Source organism: Klebsiella sp. 1SOBk10mer, assembly GCF_046602535.1.
GTDB classification, from domain to species: domain Bacteria; phylum Pseudomonadota; class Gammaproteobacteria; order Enterobacterales; family Enterobacteriaceae; genus Klebsiella; species Klebsiella quasipneumoniae.
Map to the genome: position 1 here is coordinate 15779 of NZ_JBKIUP010000014.1, position 16783 is coordinate 32561.

Below are 16783 nucleotides of genomic sequence, written 5' to 3' on the forward strand. Positions count from 1 at the left end.
CGCCTCGCGCTACAATCGCGGCAATCAACGATTAAGGACATATGGGCATGAGCAAACATTATGATTACCTCGCCATCGGCGGCGGTAGCGGCGGTATCGCCTCGATTAACCGTGCGGCCATGTACGGCCAGAAGTGCGCGCTGATTGAAGCCAAAGCGCTGGGCGGCACCTGCGTCAACGTCGGCTGCGTGCCGAAAAAAGTGATGTGGCATGCGGCGCAGATCCGCGAAGCCATTCATCTTTACGGCCCGGACTACGGTTTCGATACCACCATCAACCATTTCGACTGGGAGAAGCTGGTCGCCAGCCGCAGCGCCTATATCGACCGCATTCATACCTCCTACGACAACGTGCTGGGTAAGAATAACGTCGACGTGATCAAAGGGTTTGCGCGCTTTGTCGATGCCCACACCGTGGAAGTGAACGGCGAGACCATTACCGCCGATCATATCCTGATCGCCACCGGCGGCCGTCCGAGCCACCCGAACATTCCGGGCGTGGAATACGGTATTGATTCCGACGGTTTCTTCGAACTGCCGGCGCTGCCGAAGCGCGTGGCGGTGGTCGGCGCGGGCTACATCGCCGTTGAACTGGCGGGGGTAATTAACGGCCTCGGCGCTGAGACCCACCTGTTCGTGCGTAAGCACGCGCCGCTGCGCAGCTTCGATCCGCTGATCGTCGAAACGCTGGTGGAAGTGATGAACGCCGAAGGTCCGCAGCTGCATACCAACGCCATCCCGAAAGCGGTGGTGAAGCATGCCGACGGTAGCCTGACCCTCGAGCTGGAAGATGGCCGCAGCCAGACCGTTGACTGCCTGATCTGGGCGATTGGCCGCGAACCGGCGACCGATAACTTCAACCTGGCGGCTACCGGCGTGAAAACCGACGATAAAGGCTACATCATCGTCGATAAGTTCCAGAACACCAGCGTGCCGGGCATCTACGCCGTGGGCGATAACACTGGCGCCGTCGAACTGACCCCGGTGGCCGTGGCCGCAGGCCGTCGCCTCTCCGAACGCTTGTTTAACAACAAGCCGGAAGAGCATCTGGACTACAACAATATTCCGACCGTGGTCTTCAGCCACCCGCCTATCGGCACCGTCGGCTTAACCGAGCCGCAGGCGCGCGAGCAGTATGGCGACGACGCGGTGAAGGTCTACAAATCCTCCTTCACCGCGATGTACACCGCCGTCACCTCGCACCGCCAGCCGTGCCGCATGAAGCTGGTGTGCGTTGGCCCGGAAGAGAAGATTGTCGGCATCCACGGCATCGGTTTCGGAATGGATGAGATGCTGCAGGGCTTTGCGGTGGCGTTGAAGATGGGCGCTACCAAAAAAGACTTCGACAATACCGTCGCTATTCACCCGACGGCGGCAGAAGAGTTCGTCACCATGCGCTAACACGCGAGCGCCGGATGATAAAAAGAAGCCCTGAGGGGCTTCTTTTTTTATGCTCAGGCCACGCCGTTATTGCCATGGCGCATAAACGCCGGGCGCTGATTGAGCGCCATATACCAGCGCTCCACGGCCGGCATTTCCGGATGCGCAAAGGGCGTCATCTTCCAGCGATGCACCGACAGCCCCAGCACGATATCGGCCAGGGTGAAGCGCTCGCCGGCTATCCACGCCCCGGTACGCTGCAACTGCGCCTCGACAATGCGCACACAGTGGGTCCAGGTGGCAATGCTCTCTTTAATCGCCGCCGGATCCTGAAAGCGAGGATCTTTACGCACCAGCCCCATAAAGGCATGGCGCCAGGCATTATTGAACTCGGTCGCCTGCCAGTCCATCCAGTGCTCCACCTCGGCGGCGGGCTGCGGCTCAGCGGGCAGCAGATCCCAGCGCTCCGCTTTCCGCGCCAGATAGCGGCAGATGCTGTTCGACTCCCAGAGCACAAAGTCATCGTCCAGCAGCACCGGCACCAGGCTGTTAGGATTCAGGCGCTGAAATTCAGGGGTGTCCAGGGGCTTAAACCCGCTGCCGTAATCCTCCTGCTGGTACGCCAGCCCGATCTCCTCGCAGGTCCACAGCACTTTCCGTACATTGATTGAAGAGCGTTTGCCCAGAATTGTTAGCATCGTCAGCGATTCCTCAGCCATAAAAGACAGTTCATTCACTCTACTCTATTGCCAGCCAGCAACAAGGCAGAGCGCTGGATAATGTGTATAGTTGATTCCAGCCTGTTTGCCGAAAAGGAACCCGACATGTTGACCCCTTTTACCGTTTTGATGCCCGCCAATATTCGTTTTGGCCGCGGTCAGGCCCAGAGCGCCGCCCCCTGGCTGGCGCAGCAGGGTGGTCCCATTCTGCTGGTGCATGGTGCCAGCCCGCAGCGGGCGGCGTTTCTCCGCCAGCAGCTGGAGGCGCTGCAGCTTGCGGTCACGACGCTGGCGATAAGTCGCGAACCCTGGCTTAGCGATATTGAGCAGGGCGTCCAGCTGGCGCGCGAGAAAGGGATCAGGGCGGTGGTCAGCCTCGGCGGCGGCGCGGTGATTGACGCCGGTAAGGCGATTGCGGCGCTGGCGCCCGCCACCGGCCCGGTGATCGACTATCTGGAGGTGGTGGGAACGGGCCGTCAGCTGGAAGCCAGTCCCCTGCCGTTCGTGGCGATCCCCACCACCGCCGGGACGGGCGCGGAGGTTACCAAAAATGCGGTGATCAACGTTCCGGAACAGCAGCGGAAGGTGAGCCTGCGCGACGACCGGATGCTGCCTGACCTGGCGATTGTCGACCCGGCGCTAACCGACAACGCGCCGCGGAGTATCACCCTGAGCTCCGGCCTTGACGCCCTGACCCAGGTGATAGAGCCGTGGCTCTGCAGCCGGGCCACCCCTTTCACCGACGCCCTCTGTCAACAGGCGATCCCGCGGGGTATCCGCGCGCTGAAGGTTCTGATGGAAAAAGAGTGCCCGGCCAGCCGCGACGAGATGGCCTGGGTCAGCCTGTGCGGCGGACTGGCGCTGGCGAACGCCGGGCTGGGGGTGATCCATGGCCTCGCCGGCCCGCTGGGCGGCCTGAGCCGCGCCTCGCATGGTGCCCTGTGCGGCAGCCTGCTGCCGTTTGGGCTGGCGCTGAATGAGTCGCAGATAAACGACCCCGCCCTGCGCCAGCGCTTCAACGACGTTCGCCGCTGGCTGGCCGACGGGCTGGAGGTTCCGGCGGATCGGGTCTGGGACAGTCTGCGGGAATGGAGCCTTCGCGCCGGTCTCGGCACCCTACGCGACCTCGGCGTGGCGCGCGACGCGCTGGAGCCGGCGGCGCTGGCCGCCAGCACCTCCTCATCCATGAAGGCCAATCCGGTCAGCCTGAGCAGCGAACAGCTGCTGGAGATGCTGGAGGCGGCGTGGGAGTGAGCGCCCCGGGATAAAATTTTGTTGCATAATGAATGCTCCGAATTTTATCTTCGCCCAAGCGCGGACTTATTAATGATTTATCAAGGCTTTACTTAAAAATCACGGCGTCCCCTGCAGGCGGAAAAGCGTGATCTAACGCACAGTTTGCTTCACACTCACCGAAGCGACTGTCTACGCTTAAAAGACAAGGCCGGGTACGCCCGGCCGCGAACTCACGCTATCCGGAGGTCCGTATCGCTATGTTCAGCCAGAAATTACGCCACGTTGAAGACGACGAGTTAAGGATCGACATCGATCCCTGCTACGAAGCCGATCCGTACGAATTAAAGCTGGATGAGATGATTGACGCTGAACCGGAGCCTGAGGTGATCGAGGGGCTTCCGGCGTCTGACGCCCTCACCCCGGCGGATCGCTATCTTGAGCTGTTTACCAACGTGCAGAAATCACGCATTTTTGCCGACAGCAAAACGTTTCCCGACTGCGCGCCGAAGCACGACCCGCTGGACATCCTGCGGAACTACCGGAAGGTCAAACGTCAGCCCGATTTCGATCTACGGCAGTTCGTGGAGGACAACTTCTGGCTGCCGGAGAGCCAGACCGACGTTTACACCTCCGACCCTAACCTGACGCTGAAAGAGCACATCGATAAGCTGTGGCCGGTGCTGACCCGCGAGCCTCAGGATCATATCCCCTGGTCGTCGCTGCTGGCGCTGCCGCAGGCCTATATCGTCCCCGGCGGCCGCTTTAGCGAAACCTATTACTGGGACTCTTATTTCACCATGCTGGGGCTGGCGGAGAGCGGCCGGGAAGATCTGCTGAAATGCATGGCCGATAACTTCGCCTGGCTGATTGAAACCTACGGTCACATTCCGAACGGCAACCGCACTTACTACCTCAGCCGCTCGCAGCCACCGGTGTTCGCCCTGATGGTCGAACTTTTTGAAGAGGACGGCGTGCGCGGCGCGAAGCGCTATCTGGATCATCTGAAGATGGAGCACGCCTTCTGGATGGACGGCGCCGAGTCGCTGATCCCGCATCAGGCGTATCGGCACGTGGTGCGCATGCCGGATGGCTCCCTGCTCAATCGCTACTGGGACGATCGGGACACGCCGCGGGATGAATCGTGGCGCGAGGACGTGGAGACCGCCCGCCACTCGGGACGGCCGGCCAATGAAGTCTACCGCGATCTGCGGGCGGGCGCCGCGTCCGGCTGGGACTACTCCAGCCGCTGGCTGCGGGATATCACGCGGCTGGCCAGTATCCGTACCACGCAGTTTATCCCCATCGACCTGAACGCCTTCCTTTTCAAGCTGGAGACGACCATCGCCAACCTCTCCGGGCTGAAGGGCGATCGCGAGACGGAAGCAGCCTTCCGCCAGAAGGCTCAGGATCGGCGGGCGGCGGTTAACCGCTACCTGTGGGACGATGAGAACGGCTGTTTTCGCGATTATGACTGGCGCCGCGAACAGCTAGCGTTGTTTTCCGCCGCCAGCATTGTCACCCTTTACGTCGGCCTGGCGACCCACGAACAGGCGGAACGCCTTGCCGATGCGGTGCGGGCCCGCCTGCTCACCCCCGGAGGGATCATGGCCACCGAATACGAAAGCGGCGAGCAGTGGGATAAACCCAACGGCTGGGCGCCGCTGCAGTGGATGGCGGTGCAGGGATTTAAACGCTACGGTCAGGATCCGTTGGGAGATGAGATCGCCTGGAGCTGGCTGCAGACGGTCAACCACTTCTACAAGCAGCACCACAAGCTGATTGAGAAATACCACATCGCCACCGGCGTGCCGCATGAGGGCGGCGGCGGGGAGTATCCCCTGCAGGATGGCTTCGGCTGGACCAACGGCGTGGTGCGCCGGCTGATTGGCCTGTACGGTGAGCCAACCTAGTCGGGCTGTTCCCGGCGGCCTTCTCCTGCTATGTTCAGGGGATTCGCCCTGCCCGGAATGACGCTTATGCCTGAACTTCTGACGCCGCGCCTGCGCTGCTCACCGCTGCAGCTGGACGACTGGTCGTTTTTTCTTTCCCTGCAGCAGGATCCGCAGGTCATGCTCTATGTGGCCGACCCCCGGCCGCAGGCGGCCATCCGCGAGGCGTTCGATTCGCGGCTGCCGCCGTGGACGCCCGGGGATGCACACTGGCTGTGCCTGGTGGTGCGCGACAGGCTGACCCATACCCCGCTCGGCCTCACCGGTTACCTACATCATCAGCGCGACATAGCCGAGGTCGGCTTTCTTTTCGCCCCGGCGGCGCAGGGCCGGGGCTACGGCTACGAATCGCTGCGCGCGCTGTGCGACTACGCCTTCACCACCGGCGGCGTCCGCCGCCTGACCGCCACCGTCACCGCCGGCAACGAGGCGTCTAAGCAGTTACTGCTCAAAGCCGGGTTCCGGCTGGAGGGGGAGCTGCGGGAGAACTACTGGCTCAACGGACGCTGGCACAACGACTGGCTGTTCGGTCGGCTGCGCGCGGAGGGCGATGCGCCCTAGCGCGCCGCCGCTCACGGTCTGATGACAGCGGGGTTCAGAGGAACATCCCTCCCGAGACTTCCACACGCTGCGCGTTCATCCACGCCAGCTCATCGCTGAGCAGGGCGGCGATGGCGTCGCCGATATCATCCGGTAGCCCGACGCGCCCCAGCGCGGTCTGGGCGGCGATATGCCGATTCACCTCGGCGTTATCACGCACCTCCCCGCCGCCAAAATCGGTCTCAATGGCCCCCGGCGCGATGATGTTCACCGATATCCCCCGTCCGCCCAGCTCTTTCGCCTGATAGCGGGTCAGGACCTCCATCGCCCCCTTCATCGCGGCGTAGGCCGCATAGCCCGGCAGGGCAAAGCGCGCCAGGCCGCTGGAGACATTAAGGATCCGCCCCCCGTCCTGCAGGAGGGGCAGCAGCCGCTGGGTCAGAAAAAACGGCCCTTTGAACTGGATGTTCATCAGCTCGTCAAACTGCGCTTCACTGGTCTCGGCGAAGGGGACGTTGAGGCCGATCCCAGCGTTGTTCAGTAAATAATCAAAGGTAGTGCGTCCCCACTTCTGCGCCAGCACCTGCGCCACCTCGCTGGCAAAGGCGTCGAATGTTGAGGAATCGCCGACGTTCAGCGCCAATGCTGCCGCCTTGACCCCTTTTTGCTCAATCTCCGCCACCACATCGAGAGCCGCCTGGCGGTTGCTGTGATAGGTCAGAAGAATGTCGGTTCCCTTCGCCGCCAGCTTCAACGCGGCGTTTTTACCCAGGCCACGGCTGCCGCCGGTCACTAAAGCGATACGTTGTGTCATCAGAAGACCCCTTTCAGGTTGCGTTGTGATTGTGTTCTAGCTTATTAACTGCCAGTAAAACAATAAATACGCTACATTACGTTTTACTGTTTCATTCACAACAACAATAGGCCATCGGCATGGATAAAATTCATGCAATGCAGTTATTCATTCGCGTAGCGGATCTGGAGAGCTTCTCCCGCGCCGCCGAGACCCTGGCGCTGCCGAAAGGCAGCGTCTCGCGGCAGATTCAGGCCCTGGAAAGCCATCTTGGCGTGCGGCTCCTGCACCGTACCACCCGTCGGGTTCAGCTCACCCAGGATGGGATGGTCTACTACGAGCGGGCGAAGGATCTGCTGAGCAACCTCGACGAACTGGACGGGATGTTCCAGCACGATCCGGCGAGCATCAGCGGCCGGCTGCGGGTGGATATGCCGGTCGGTTTTGCCAAAAAGCTGGTTATCCCGCATCTGCCGACTTTTTTGCAGCAGTATCCGGGCATCGAACTGGAGCTGAGCAGCAGCGACCGGCTGGTGGACGTGATCCGCGAGGGGTTTGACTGCGTGGTGCGCGTCGGCGCGCTCAAAGACTCCGGGCTTATCGCCCGCCCGCTGGGCAAGCTGACGCAAATTAACTGCGCCAGTCCGGACTACCTGGCCCGTTTTGGCTACCCGCAATCCCTGGAGGATCTGGCGGATCATGCCCTGATCCACTACGCCAGCACTCTCGGGGTCCGTCCTTCCGGCTTCGAGGTGGTGATCGACGGCGCCGTGCGCTGGGTAAAAAGCGGCGGCATATTGACGGTCAACAGCACGGAAACCTATCAGGCGGCCTGTATCGCCGGGCTGGGAATTATTCAGGTGCCGCGCACCGGCGTGCGCGAGGCGTTACGCGCCGGCGAACTGATCGAGATCCTGCCCCAGTACCGCGCTGAGCCGCTGCCGGTCTCGCTTATCTACCCGCACCGGCGCAATCTCTCCCGCCGCGTGCATCTGTTTATGGAGTGGCTGGGCGGGCTGATGAAAGATTACGTCGATTGATCCGCGCGGAGGGTGAACGGGGGGCGGGCAGATGCGTTCCTGCAGGATACGGCATTTAAGGTATACTTTTTGCTGAATCTCGCGGTAAAAAAGGAAGAAATTACGTATGACGCCGGAAAACGACGATCGACGCCCACCACAGGAACCGGACACGCAGCCGGAGAAAAGCAAAAGCCCCCTCGACGCCCTCAATGACACGGCCGTCGGCCAAAAAGCCAGCCAGGCGCTGAAGACCGTCACCGGAACGGCGGCTAAAGTGCAGCGCAACCCGGTGATCGCCCACCTGCTACGCGCCGCAGAGCGCTTCAACGACCGGCTGGGAAATCAGTTCGGCGCGGCCATCACCTATTTCTCGTTCCTGTCGATGATCCCGATCCTGATGGTCTCATTTGCCGCCGCCGGCTTCGTTCTGGCCTGGCATCCGACCCTGCTGCAGGACATTTTCGACAAAATTCTGCAAAACGTCAGCGACCCGACGCTGGCGGCGACGCTGAAAAACACCATCAACACCGCGGTGCAGCAGCGCACCGCCGTCGGTGTGGTCGGCCTGCTGGTGGCGCTCTATTCCGGTATTAACTGGATGGGCAACCTGCGCGAAGCGATCCGCGCTCAGTCACGCGACGTCTGGGAGCGCCGGCCGCAGGACGAGGAGAAAATCTGGATAAAATACTTCCGCGATCTTATCTCGCTGATCGGTCTGCTGGTGGCGCTGATTATTACGCTGTCGATCACCTCTGTCGCCGGTTCCGCCCAGCAGTTGATTATCTCCGCGCTGTATCTGGACAATATTGAATGGCTGAAACCCGCCTGGCGGCTGATCGGTCTCGCCATCTCTATTTTTGCCAACTATCTGCTCTTTTTCTGGATCTTCTGGCGGCTGCCGCGCCATCGTCCGCGGCGCAAGGCCCTGTTTCGCGGCACGCTTATCGCGGCGATTGGCTTTGAAATCATCAAAATCGTCATGACCTGGACGCTGCCGGCGCTGGTGAAATCCCCCTCCGGAGCGGCGTTCGGATCGGTGCTCGGGCTGATGGCCTTTTTCTATTTCTTTGCCCGCCTGACGCTGTTCTGCGCCGCGTGGATCGCCACCGCGGAGTATAAAGACGACCGACGGATGCCGGGCAAAACCCACCGCTGACGTATTGCGAGGATGAATAAAAGAGGCAAAATTCATCCTCGCGCTTGATTTCAGCAGATAAATCCAGCGCGTAACTTTTATTTAACGAAAAACTGGTTTTATTCTCTATCCTTTTAATTGTGTGAAGCATTTCATAGAACTATTTTTTCTGGCGTAAAAATTATCCGCTTTTTGCCGCTTTTTTGCTCATTCTCTTCGTTTGTTACAGATTGAAATGTCCCTGTGGCTGTGGCTATATGGCTTTTCGTTCGCGCAAAAATAAGAAAGATCTATGCAAGCCACAGCCACCACACTCGAAAACACGCAGGAAACCGCCCCGGTCAACTCACGCAATAAAGTCGTTGTCGCCTCGCTCATTGGCACCGCCATTGAGTTTTTCGACTTCTACATTTATGCCACTGCCGCGGTCATCGTCTTCCCGCATATCTTCTTCCCGCAGGGCGATGCCGCCGCGGCCACCCTGCAATCGCTGGCCACCTTCGCCATCGCCTTCGTCGCCCGGCCAATCGGCTCCGCGCTGTTTGGCCACTTCGGCGATCGCGTCGGCCGCAAGGTTACCCTGGTGGCTTCGCTGTTAACCATGGGGATCTCCACCGTGGTGATCGGCCTGCTGCCCGGCTATGAAAGCATTGGCATTGTCGCGCCGATGCTGCTGGCGCTGGCGCGCTTCGGTCAGGGACTTGGCCTCGGAGGGGAGTGGGGCGGCGCGGCGCTGCTGGCTACGGAAAACGCCCCGGCGCGCAAGCGCGCCCTGTACGGCTCCTTCCCGCAGCTGGGCGCGCCGATCGGCTTCTTCTTCGCCAACGGCACCTTCCTGCTGCTCTCCTGGCTGTTAACCGATCAGCAGTTTATGGAATGGGGCTGGCGTGTGCCGTTTATCTTCTCCGCGGTGCTGGTGATCATCGGTCTTTATGTTCGCGTTTCGCTGCATGAGACCCCGGTCTTCGCCAAAGTGGCGGCGGCAAAAAAACAGGTCAAAATCCCGCTGGGTACCCTGTTGACCAAACACGTTCGCGTGACGGTGCTGGGCACCTTCATCATGCTGGCAACCTATACCCTGTTCTACATCATGACCGTCTACTCGATGACCTTCAGCACCGGCGCGGCGCCGAATGGCCTGGGCCTGCCGCGTAACGAAGTGCTGTGGATGCTGATGATGGCAGTGATTGGCTTTGGCGTGATGGTGCCGATCGCCGGCCTGCTGGCGGATGCCTTTGGTCGTCGTAAGAGCATGATTATCATCACCACGATGATTATTTTGTTCGCCCTGTTCGCCTTTAAACCGCTGCTGGGCTCCGGCAATCCGCTGCTGGTCTTCGCCTTCCTGCTGCTGGGCTTAAGCCTGATGGGACTGACCTTTGGCCCGATGGGCGCGCTGCTGCCGGAGCTGTTCCCGACCGAAGTGCGCTACACCGGGGCATCGTTCTCCTATAACGTGTCGTCGATCCTCGGCGCCTCGGTGGCGCCGTACATTGCCGCCTGGCTGCAGGGCAACTATGGCCTCGCGGCGGTCGGCACCTATCTGGCGGCGATGGCGGCGCTGACGCTGATCGCCCTGCTGCTGACCCACGAGACCCGCCACCAGTCGTTGTGATCCTTCGCCCTGACGCCGCTGGCGTCAGGGCGCTCTCCTACTTTTTCATCTGCGACAAAATGGTCCGGCACTGGTTGCTATCGCCCTCCGCCGGAGAAACCAGCGCCAGCAGCGCGGCAGCCGGGGTCACCAGGGTGGCCAGCGCCGCCGCTACCGCGCCGCGGACAATCAGCGGCCCGGCCTTCACCCCCGCCTGCGGCGATTTAAAGGTGCCGCGAACATACAGCGGGGAACGCAGGGTGATCACCCGGAAGCCCTTGCTTTCCGGATCGATGGTCAGGTCCAGCTGCTCGGAGGCGAAGCTGGCGGTCCCGGTCACATTGATCAGCGCGTTTTCCGTATCGAAGGCAAAAATCTGCGGCCGGGCGACGCCGTTGGTCACGTCAATATTGGCCGCCGCGCAGTTCACCCGAACCTCCTCATCGCCAAAAATCTGGCCGATCAGGTAGTTGCCAACGTTAAGGCCGAGAATTTCCATCAGGTTGCGACTGATCAGGCCGTCGTTCATCAGCAGCTTCAGGTTGCCGTTGCTGTTGCCGAGCAGGGCCGCCACCGAGTTGCCGCTGCCGCGCAGCTGAACGTCGCCATTCATCTCGCCGAGGGTTTTCTGCATCATCTCGACGTTCGGCATCAGCGCCTTCAGCTTCAGGCGCCGCGCCTGCAGATTAGCCTCACCCTGCAGCGGCTTTTTATCGCCCTGCAGGTGCACGCTGCCGGCAATCGACCCGTTGGCCAGGCCAAAACGCACCGGCTGCAGGCGCAGGTCGCCATCCTCCAGGATCACGTGGGTCGCCAGATCGCTGATCGGCAGCGTGCCGCCGTGCTCGATTCTCCGGCCCTTAAAGCGCACATCGGCATCCATCACCTGCCATTTATCGGTTTCAAAGCGGTCCGCCGGCAACACTTTACCCGCCGGCTGCGGTCGGTCGCCCGCCTGGCGCGCTGCGCTTTTCTTCGTCCCTTTGCCGGAGTCGACGCCGATTAACGGCCCGAGATCCGCCAGCCGCAGCTGCTTCGACTCCATGTCGCCGCTGAGCTTCGGTCGCGGTTTGCCAGTGGTATAGGTCAGGGAGCCATGAATGTCGCTATCGCCGATCCGGCCGTTAAAATCCTGATAGTCAAAGCGCATGCGGTTTTTCTGCTTAAAGTCGGCGCGCAAGTGGCCGTCGGTGGAGAACGACGGCGTCTCCGGCAGCAGCACGCCGGCCAGGTCGTAGAGGTCGCGCAGCGAATCGCCGGCGAATTTCAGCCGCAGGTCAATGCCACCGACGTTGAGCGGGTCGCTGACCGTGCCGCTAAACGCCACCCGCGTATTGCCGGAGCGGAAGTCGCCCTGCAGCGGGAAAGGCGTGCTTGCGCTGCGCAGGGCCAGCATGCCGCCGATTTTACCGTTGCCGGTGACCGGCTGCCCCTTGTAGCGGCCCTTCAGCGAAAGACCAAAGACATAGTCGCCTGGTTTCGCCGCGCTCTGCCGATACTTCGTGCCGGTGACTTCGCTGAACGGCAGCGGTTTGCCTAGAGGATCGACGAGGATGGTGATATCGCTGCGGGTGATCTTGTCATCGATAGCGATAGTCCCGCGGTCGAAAAGAATATTATCGAGGCGGAAAGACCAGCTGGAGGGGGCGCTGTCCCCCGCGGCACGCCGATCGCCAGCCAGCTGAAAGGTCCAGTTATTGTTGTCTTCCGCCAGGCGGATCAGCCGCACGTCGGGCCGTTCCAGCTTGATCCACGGCAGATACACCGTTTTGCTCAGCAGCGCCAGCGGGGCGAGGGTCGCCTCCACCCGCGGCAGGTGGATCATGGTCACCTGGGGAATGGCCGGCGGGTTGCCCAGCACGATATCCTCCGCGTGCACATGGGGCCACGGGATCCAGCTGCGCCAGCCGCGCTCCTCCGGCTGACGCTCCCAGACCACGCCGAGATCGCCGCGGATGGCGAACGGGCGGTTCAGCTCGGCAGACACTTTCTGATTGATCGTCGGCTTCAGCCGGTTCCAGTCAAAGGTGGCCAGCACGATAAAGAAGAGAACGATCAGCAACAGTATCGTTCCTGTGATGATTACCAACGTTTTACGGGTTCTGCTCATCCCTACTCCGCTCCTTTTGCATCACGTCAGTCCTGAATATAGTCAAAAAGCGGCGTTTCTCCTGGAAATGCGCTTTTCGTCACATTACGCGCGTCAGGTCAAAAAAATAATGGAACGATGTTTTAATATGATTGACCAGCAAAACAGCGCAGCGCACACTAGCGCTTATATCGATTCCATTGCAGGTTCTGGCTATGTCTAAAAAAATTGCCGTCATTGGCGAATGCATGATTGAGCTGTCAGAGAAGAACGGGGCCGTTAACCGCGGCTTTGGCGGCGATACCTTAAACACTTCGGTCTATATCGCGCGGCAGACAGATGCCAGCGCGCTGAGCGTCCACTACGTCACCGCGCTGGGAACCGATGCGTTCAGCCAGCAGATGCTCGACAGCTGGCAGCAGGAAAACGTCAACATCGATCTTATCCAGCGGATGGCCGACCGCCTGCCGGGGCTGTATTACATTGAAACCGATGACGCCGGCGAGCGCACCTTCTACTACTGGCGCAACGAGGCGGCGGCAAAATTCTGGCTGGAGAGCGATCGCGCAGCGGCGATTTGCGAAGAGCTGGCCACTTTCGACTATCTCTATCTGAGTGGTATCAGCCTCGCCATTCTCAGCCCGGTCAGTCGTGCAACGTTGTTCACGCTGCTGCGTGAGTGCCGCGCCAACGGCGGCAAGGTGATCTTCGACAACAACTATCGCCCGCGCCTGTGGGCCAGCCAGGCGGAGACGCAGCAGGTTTATCAGGAGATGCTCGCCTGCACCGATATCGCGTTTCTGACCCTCGACGATGAAGACGCGCTGTGGGGCGAAAAACCGGTCGCCGAGGTGATCGCTCGCACCCACGCCGCCGGCGTGGAAGAGGTGGTGGTGAAGCGCGGAGCGGATGCCTGCCTGGTCTCGGTTAGCGGGCAACCGCTGCGGGAAGTGCCGGCCGTCAAGCTGGCCAAAGAGAAGGTGGTGGATACCACCGCCGCCGGCGACTCCTTCAGCGCCGGCTATCTGGCCGTTCGCCTGACCGGCGGCGATGCTGAATCCGCCGCCAGACGCGGACATCTGACCGCCAGCACGGTGATCCAGTATCGCGGGGCGATCATCCCGCGGGAAGCGATGCCGCAATAATCCTCACCTGTAAGCGCTCTCCGGCCGCCGCTGACGCGCCGGAGAGGCGTCAGGTTACTGCCCCGACGGGATGTCGCTGGCCTCGCTGTGGGCGTCAACCGTATCGGCGCTGCCGCTGGTCGCTGCGGCCGCCGGACTCGCCGGACTCGGCGCCATCAGTTTTTCCCACGTGGCCTGCAGCTCCTTCATGTTGTATTCCGGTTCGCCTTTCGGCTGCTGTAACACCAGCGCCATATCCTGAGAGAGTTGCTGACGCAGGTACTGGTTCAGCATGTCCACCGTCAGGGAGTTGAGGAACTCCTGACGCAGCTTCTGGTACTGCTCCGGCGCGATATCCACCACCTGATTTTGCAGGGAGCGCATGCGCTGGCTCATCAGAATGTCGGTATCGGTGCGCGCATAGGTGGCAAACAGCTTCTGCAGCTCGAGGCTTTTCTGGGCGATAAGCGCGTCAAACTCCTCCTGCGGCAGGCCGTTGTCGCGCACTTTCGCCAATTCGCGCGAAACCACGCTCAGATTGTTATTCAGGCGCTCGCCCGGCGATTCGATGTTGATGGCGCACTGCGCGCGCTGATAGAGCACCCGGCAGTCGAAACCAAGCCCAATATCCTTGACGTTATTTTTGCTCAGGCTCTGCTGCACGTGCCAGAACAGCGCTTCGCGGGCGAGGTCGTCGCGCCAGTAGCGCTGCAGCGCTGCGGAGTCGCGGATCGGCTGCCAGGGGGCGTCCCACATGATGGACAGTTTGTCCTGGCGCACGGCGCTGGTCATGATGCTGACCGGCACGGTGGGCAGCGGCGATAAGGTCGGCACCGCCGCCGGCGTTTCCCGTTTACCCTTCAGATCGCCAAAGGTCTTGCTGATTTGCTCAGCGACGCTGCGGCTGTCGACGTTACCCACCACGATCAGCGTCATGGCGTCAGGGGTGTACCATTTTTGATAAAAGTCTTTCAGCTGCGCCACGTCGATCGGCTGCTTCAGCGGCGCGGCGGGATCGTGGCCCAGCATGGTGGAGCCCTTCAGGCGATAGCGCCACCAGCCCTCTTTGGTATCCAGCGGCCAGGTCGCCACCATGTCGCTGCCCTGCAGCGCGTGATTGATCGATTCAGGCGTAATGGTCAGTTTACCGCTGGCGTCCGCCAGCCAGCTCAGCGCCTCTTTCAGCAGATCGTTGCGGTTATTCGGCAGGCTGAGATTAAACATCGTGTAATCGTAGGAGACGATGGCCGGCGGCAGAGGACGCTTCGGGTCAATACTCTGCTGCCACAGCGAGCGCGCCTGCATCGTCGGCAGGCTGCCGCTTTGCGTCAACGCCAGACGGGGAATAAAACGGCTGAAACCGCTCTGCTGAGTGCTTTCGCTCAGCGAGCCAATATTCACGGACAGACGGACTTCGATACGGTCGCTGGGACGCTGCGGCGTGGCCAGCACCTGCCACGACAACCCATTCGCTAAGGTCCCTTGTTGCCAGGCCGGATCAGGCTGGAGCGCTTCTGCCTGCACATAACCGGCCGCCGCTACCATCAGCAAACCGCCCGTTAAGAGTTTAATTGTTGTGCCCTGCATGTGAACCCCTGATGAACATTCCTGGTTACAACAGCATCCCACTGACGGGCTGCCGAAAAAAGTGAGAGTGAAATACGTCGGTTAGACCACACGGAGACGAAAATGTCGCATGACAACGTAAAATAATCATTTCGTGTCATTCCCGCAGGGCGGAAATGACCTCTAATTATGCGCAGGAGCCCGTACTCCAGCAAGGGAGTACGGGCCTAAGAGGAGGATTTAAGAGGATAATTCGTGCGTTTTGTTCGCGGGAACACGGTTATTCAGCACATCATCCATCTGTTTGGCATCGAGTTCTTTCACCCATTTTGCCACCACCACCGTGGCGACGCCGTTACCGACCAGGTTAGTCAAAGCGCGGGCTTCGGACATAAAGCGGTCAATACCGAGGATCAGCGCCAGGCCAGCGACCGGTAAATGCCCAACCGCCGAGATGGTCGCCGCCAGCACGATGAAGCCGCTGCCGGTCACTCCCGCCGCCCCTTTCGAGGAGAGCAGCAGCACCACCAGCAGGGTGATTTGATGGAAAATATCCATATGGCTGTTGGTCGCCTGGGCGATAAACACCGCCGCCATCGTCAGATAGATAGAGGTGCCGTCGAGGTTAAACGAATAGCCGGTCGGGATCACCAGGCCCACCACCGACTTACGACAGCCGAGCTTCTCCATCTTGTCGAGCATGCGCGGCAGCGCCGATTCGGATGAGGAGGTCCCCAGCACGATCAGCAGCTCTTCACGGATATAGCGGATAAATTTAAAGATGCTGAAGCCGGTGGCCCGGGCGATGCTCCCCAGCACCAGCACCACGAACAGGATACAGGTGATATAGAAGCAGATGATCAGCTGCCCCAGCTGCACCAGGGTGCCGACGCCATATTTACCGATGGTGAAGGCCATGGCCCCGAAGGCGCCGATCGGCGCCAGGCGCATGATCATATTGATGATGCCGAAGATGACCTGCGAGAAACTTTCAATGACGTTGAAAATCAGCTGGCCCTTGCTGCCCAGACGATGCAGGGCAAAGCCAAACAGAACGGCGAACAGCAGAACCTGCAGGATGTTGCCGCTGGCGAAGGCGCCAATGACGCTGCCCGGGATCACATCCAGTAAAAAGGCCACCACCCCCTGGTCTTTCGCCTGCTCAGCGTACACCGCCACCGCTTTCGCATCGAGCGTCGACGGGTCGACGTTCATCCCGGCCCCCGGCTGCACCACGTTGACGATAATCAGACCGATAATCAGCGCGATGGTGCTGACCACTTCGAAATAGAGTAGCGCTACCGCCCCGGTACGGCCAACGGCTTTCATGCTCTCCATCCCGGCGATCCCCGTCACGACGGTACAGAAGATAACCGGAGCAATCACCATTTTAATCAGCTTAACGAAGGCGTCGCCGAAGGGTTTCATTTGCGCGCCCAGTTCCGGGTAAAAATGGCCCAGCAGAATACCGATCGCTATGGCCGTCAGAACCTGGACATAGAGGCTTTTAAAGATAGAGGTTTTCATAGGGTGTCCTTTGGGAATAACCACAGAGCAAGAAGGGATATTTGACGTCTGTGGCTTAAAAATAACACCCTGGAAACATTTCAGAAATAACTAACGCCGAAAGTGCAACG

General features: G+C 60.5%; 13 protein-coding genes. 8 read left to right on the forward strand and 5 right to left on the reverse strand.

All coding sequences use genetic code 11. The features are described 5' to 3' along the window. The first annotated feature begins 47 nt into the window (after nucleotides 1–47). Nucleotides 48–1400: a glutathione-disulfide reductase gene (gorA, locus tag ACLH1I_RS23355; RefSeq protein WP_023319289.1), complete on the forward strand. Its 1353-nt coding sequence runs from the start codon at nucleotides 48–50 to the stop codon at nucleotides 1398–1400. Between the two features lie 53 nt (nucleotides 1401–1453). On the opposite strand, the gene ACLH1I_RS23360 is transcribed toward gorA, so the two are convergent. Then, entirely contained in the window at nucleotides 1454–2077 is a 624-nt protein-coding gene (locus ACLH1I_RS23360) for a glutathione S-transferase family protein (RefSeq protein ID WP_023319290.1), read from the reverse strand. 126 nt (nucleotides 2078–2203) lie between these two features. On the opposite strand from ACLH1I_RS23360, the gene ACLH1I_RS23365 reads away from it, so the two are divergent. The 3 genes from ACLH1I_RS23365 to ACLH1I_RS23375 all read left to right on the forward strand — a co-directional run bounded on the left by ACLH1I_RS23365 (nucleotide 2204) and on the right by ACLH1I_RS23375 (nucleotide 5844). Next, on the forward strand, nucleotides 2204–3352 hold the full coding sequence (locus tag ACLH1I_RS23365) for an iron-containing alcohol dehydrogenase (RefSeq protein WP_032456705.1): 1149 nt from the start codon (nucleotides 2204–2206) through the stop codon (nucleotides 3350–3352). A 239-nt stretch (nucleotides 3353–3591) separates the two neighbouring features. Beyond that, nucleotides 3592–5244 (forward strand): alpha,alpha-trehalase, encoded by a 1653-nt coding sequence (locus tag ACLH1I_RS23370; protein ID WP_017899998.1) that lies wholly within the window; start codon nucleotides 3592–3594, stop codon nucleotides 5242–5244. 66 nt (nucleotides 5245–5310) lie between these two features. Next, nucleotides 5311–5844 carry a GNAT family N-acetyltransferase gene (locus ACLH1I_RS23375; protein ID WP_017899999.1) on the forward strand — a complete coding sequence of 178 codons (534 nt, stop codon included), beginning with the start codon at nucleotides 5311–5313 and terminating at the stop codon, nucleotides 5842–5844. 34 nt (nucleotides 5845–5878) lie between these two features. Here the strand turns inward: ACLH1I_RS23375 and ACLH1I_RS23380 are convergent, their stop codons facing one another. Beyond that, nucleotides 5879–6637, reverse strand: coding sequence for an SDR family NAD(P)-dependent oxidoreductase (locus ACLH1I_RS23380; RefSeq protein ID WP_017900000.1), 759 nt, complete (start codon nucleotides 6635–6637; stop codon nucleotides 5879–5881). A 119-nt stretch (nucleotides 6638–6756) separates the two neighbouring features. Between ACLH1I_RS23380 and ACLH1I_RS23385 the strand changes: the two genes are divergently transcribed. The 3 genes from ACLH1I_RS23385 (at nucleotide 6757) to ACLH1I_RS23395 (ending at nucleotide 10388) form a co-directional block, all read left to right on the forward strand. Then, nucleotides 6757–7656, forward strand: coding sequence for a LysR family transcriptional regulator (locus ACLH1I_RS23385; RefSeq protein WP_004204959.1), 900 nt, complete (start codon nucleotides 6757–6759; stop codon nucleotides 7654–7656). 106 nt (nucleotides 7657–7762) lie between these two features. After that, a complete protein-coding gene (gene yhjD, locus ACLH1I_RS23390; RefSeq protein WP_004204960.1) occupies nucleotides 7763–8794 on the forward strand; it encodes an inner membrane protein YhjD in 1032 nt (343 codons plus the stop codon). A 271-nt stretch (nucleotides 8795–9065) separates the two neighbouring features. Next, on the forward strand, nucleotides 9066–10388 hold the full coding sequence (locus ACLH1I_RS23395) for an MFS transporter (RefSeq protein WP_017900001.1): 1323 nt from the start codon (nucleotides 9066–9068) through the stop codon (nucleotides 10386–10388). Between the two features lie 37 nt (nucleotides 10389–10425). Here the strand turns inward: ACLH1I_RS23395 and ACLH1I_RS23400 are convergent, their stop codons facing one another. Next, nucleotides 10426–12477: an AsmA family protein gene (locus ACLH1I_RS23400; protein WP_151629226.1), complete on the reverse strand. Its 2052-nt coding sequence runs from the start codon at nucleotides 12475–12477 to the stop codon at nucleotides 10426–10428. 194 nt (nucleotides 12478–12671) lie between these two features. Between ACLH1I_RS23400 and ACLH1I_RS23405 the strand changes: the two genes are divergently transcribed. Further along, nucleotides 12672–13601 carry a sugar kinase gene (locus ACLH1I_RS23405; RefSeq protein WP_004204963.1) on the forward strand — a complete coding sequence of 310 codons (930 nt, stop codon included), beginning with the start codon at nucleotides 12672–12674 and terminating at the stop codon, nucleotides 13599–13601. A gap of 54 nt (nucleotides 13602–13655) precedes the next feature. Here ACLH1I_RS23405 and ACLH1I_RS23410 read toward each other — a convergent pair whose 3' ends face one another. Beyond that, nucleotides 13656–15167 (reverse strand): M16 family metallopeptidase, encoded by a 1512-nt coding sequence (locus tag ACLH1I_RS23410; RefSeq protein ID WP_004204964.1) that lies wholly within the window; start codon nucleotides 15165–15167, stop codon nucleotides 13656–13658. Nucleotides 15168–15386: 219 nt separating this feature from the next. Beyond that, nucleotides 15387–16673 (reverse strand): dicarboxylate/amino acid:cation symporter, encoded by a 1287-nt coding sequence (locus ACLH1I_RS23415; protein WP_004204966.1) that lies wholly within the window; start codon nucleotides 16671–16673, stop codon nucleotides 15387–15389. Nucleotides 16674–16783 lie beyond the last annotated feature (110 nt).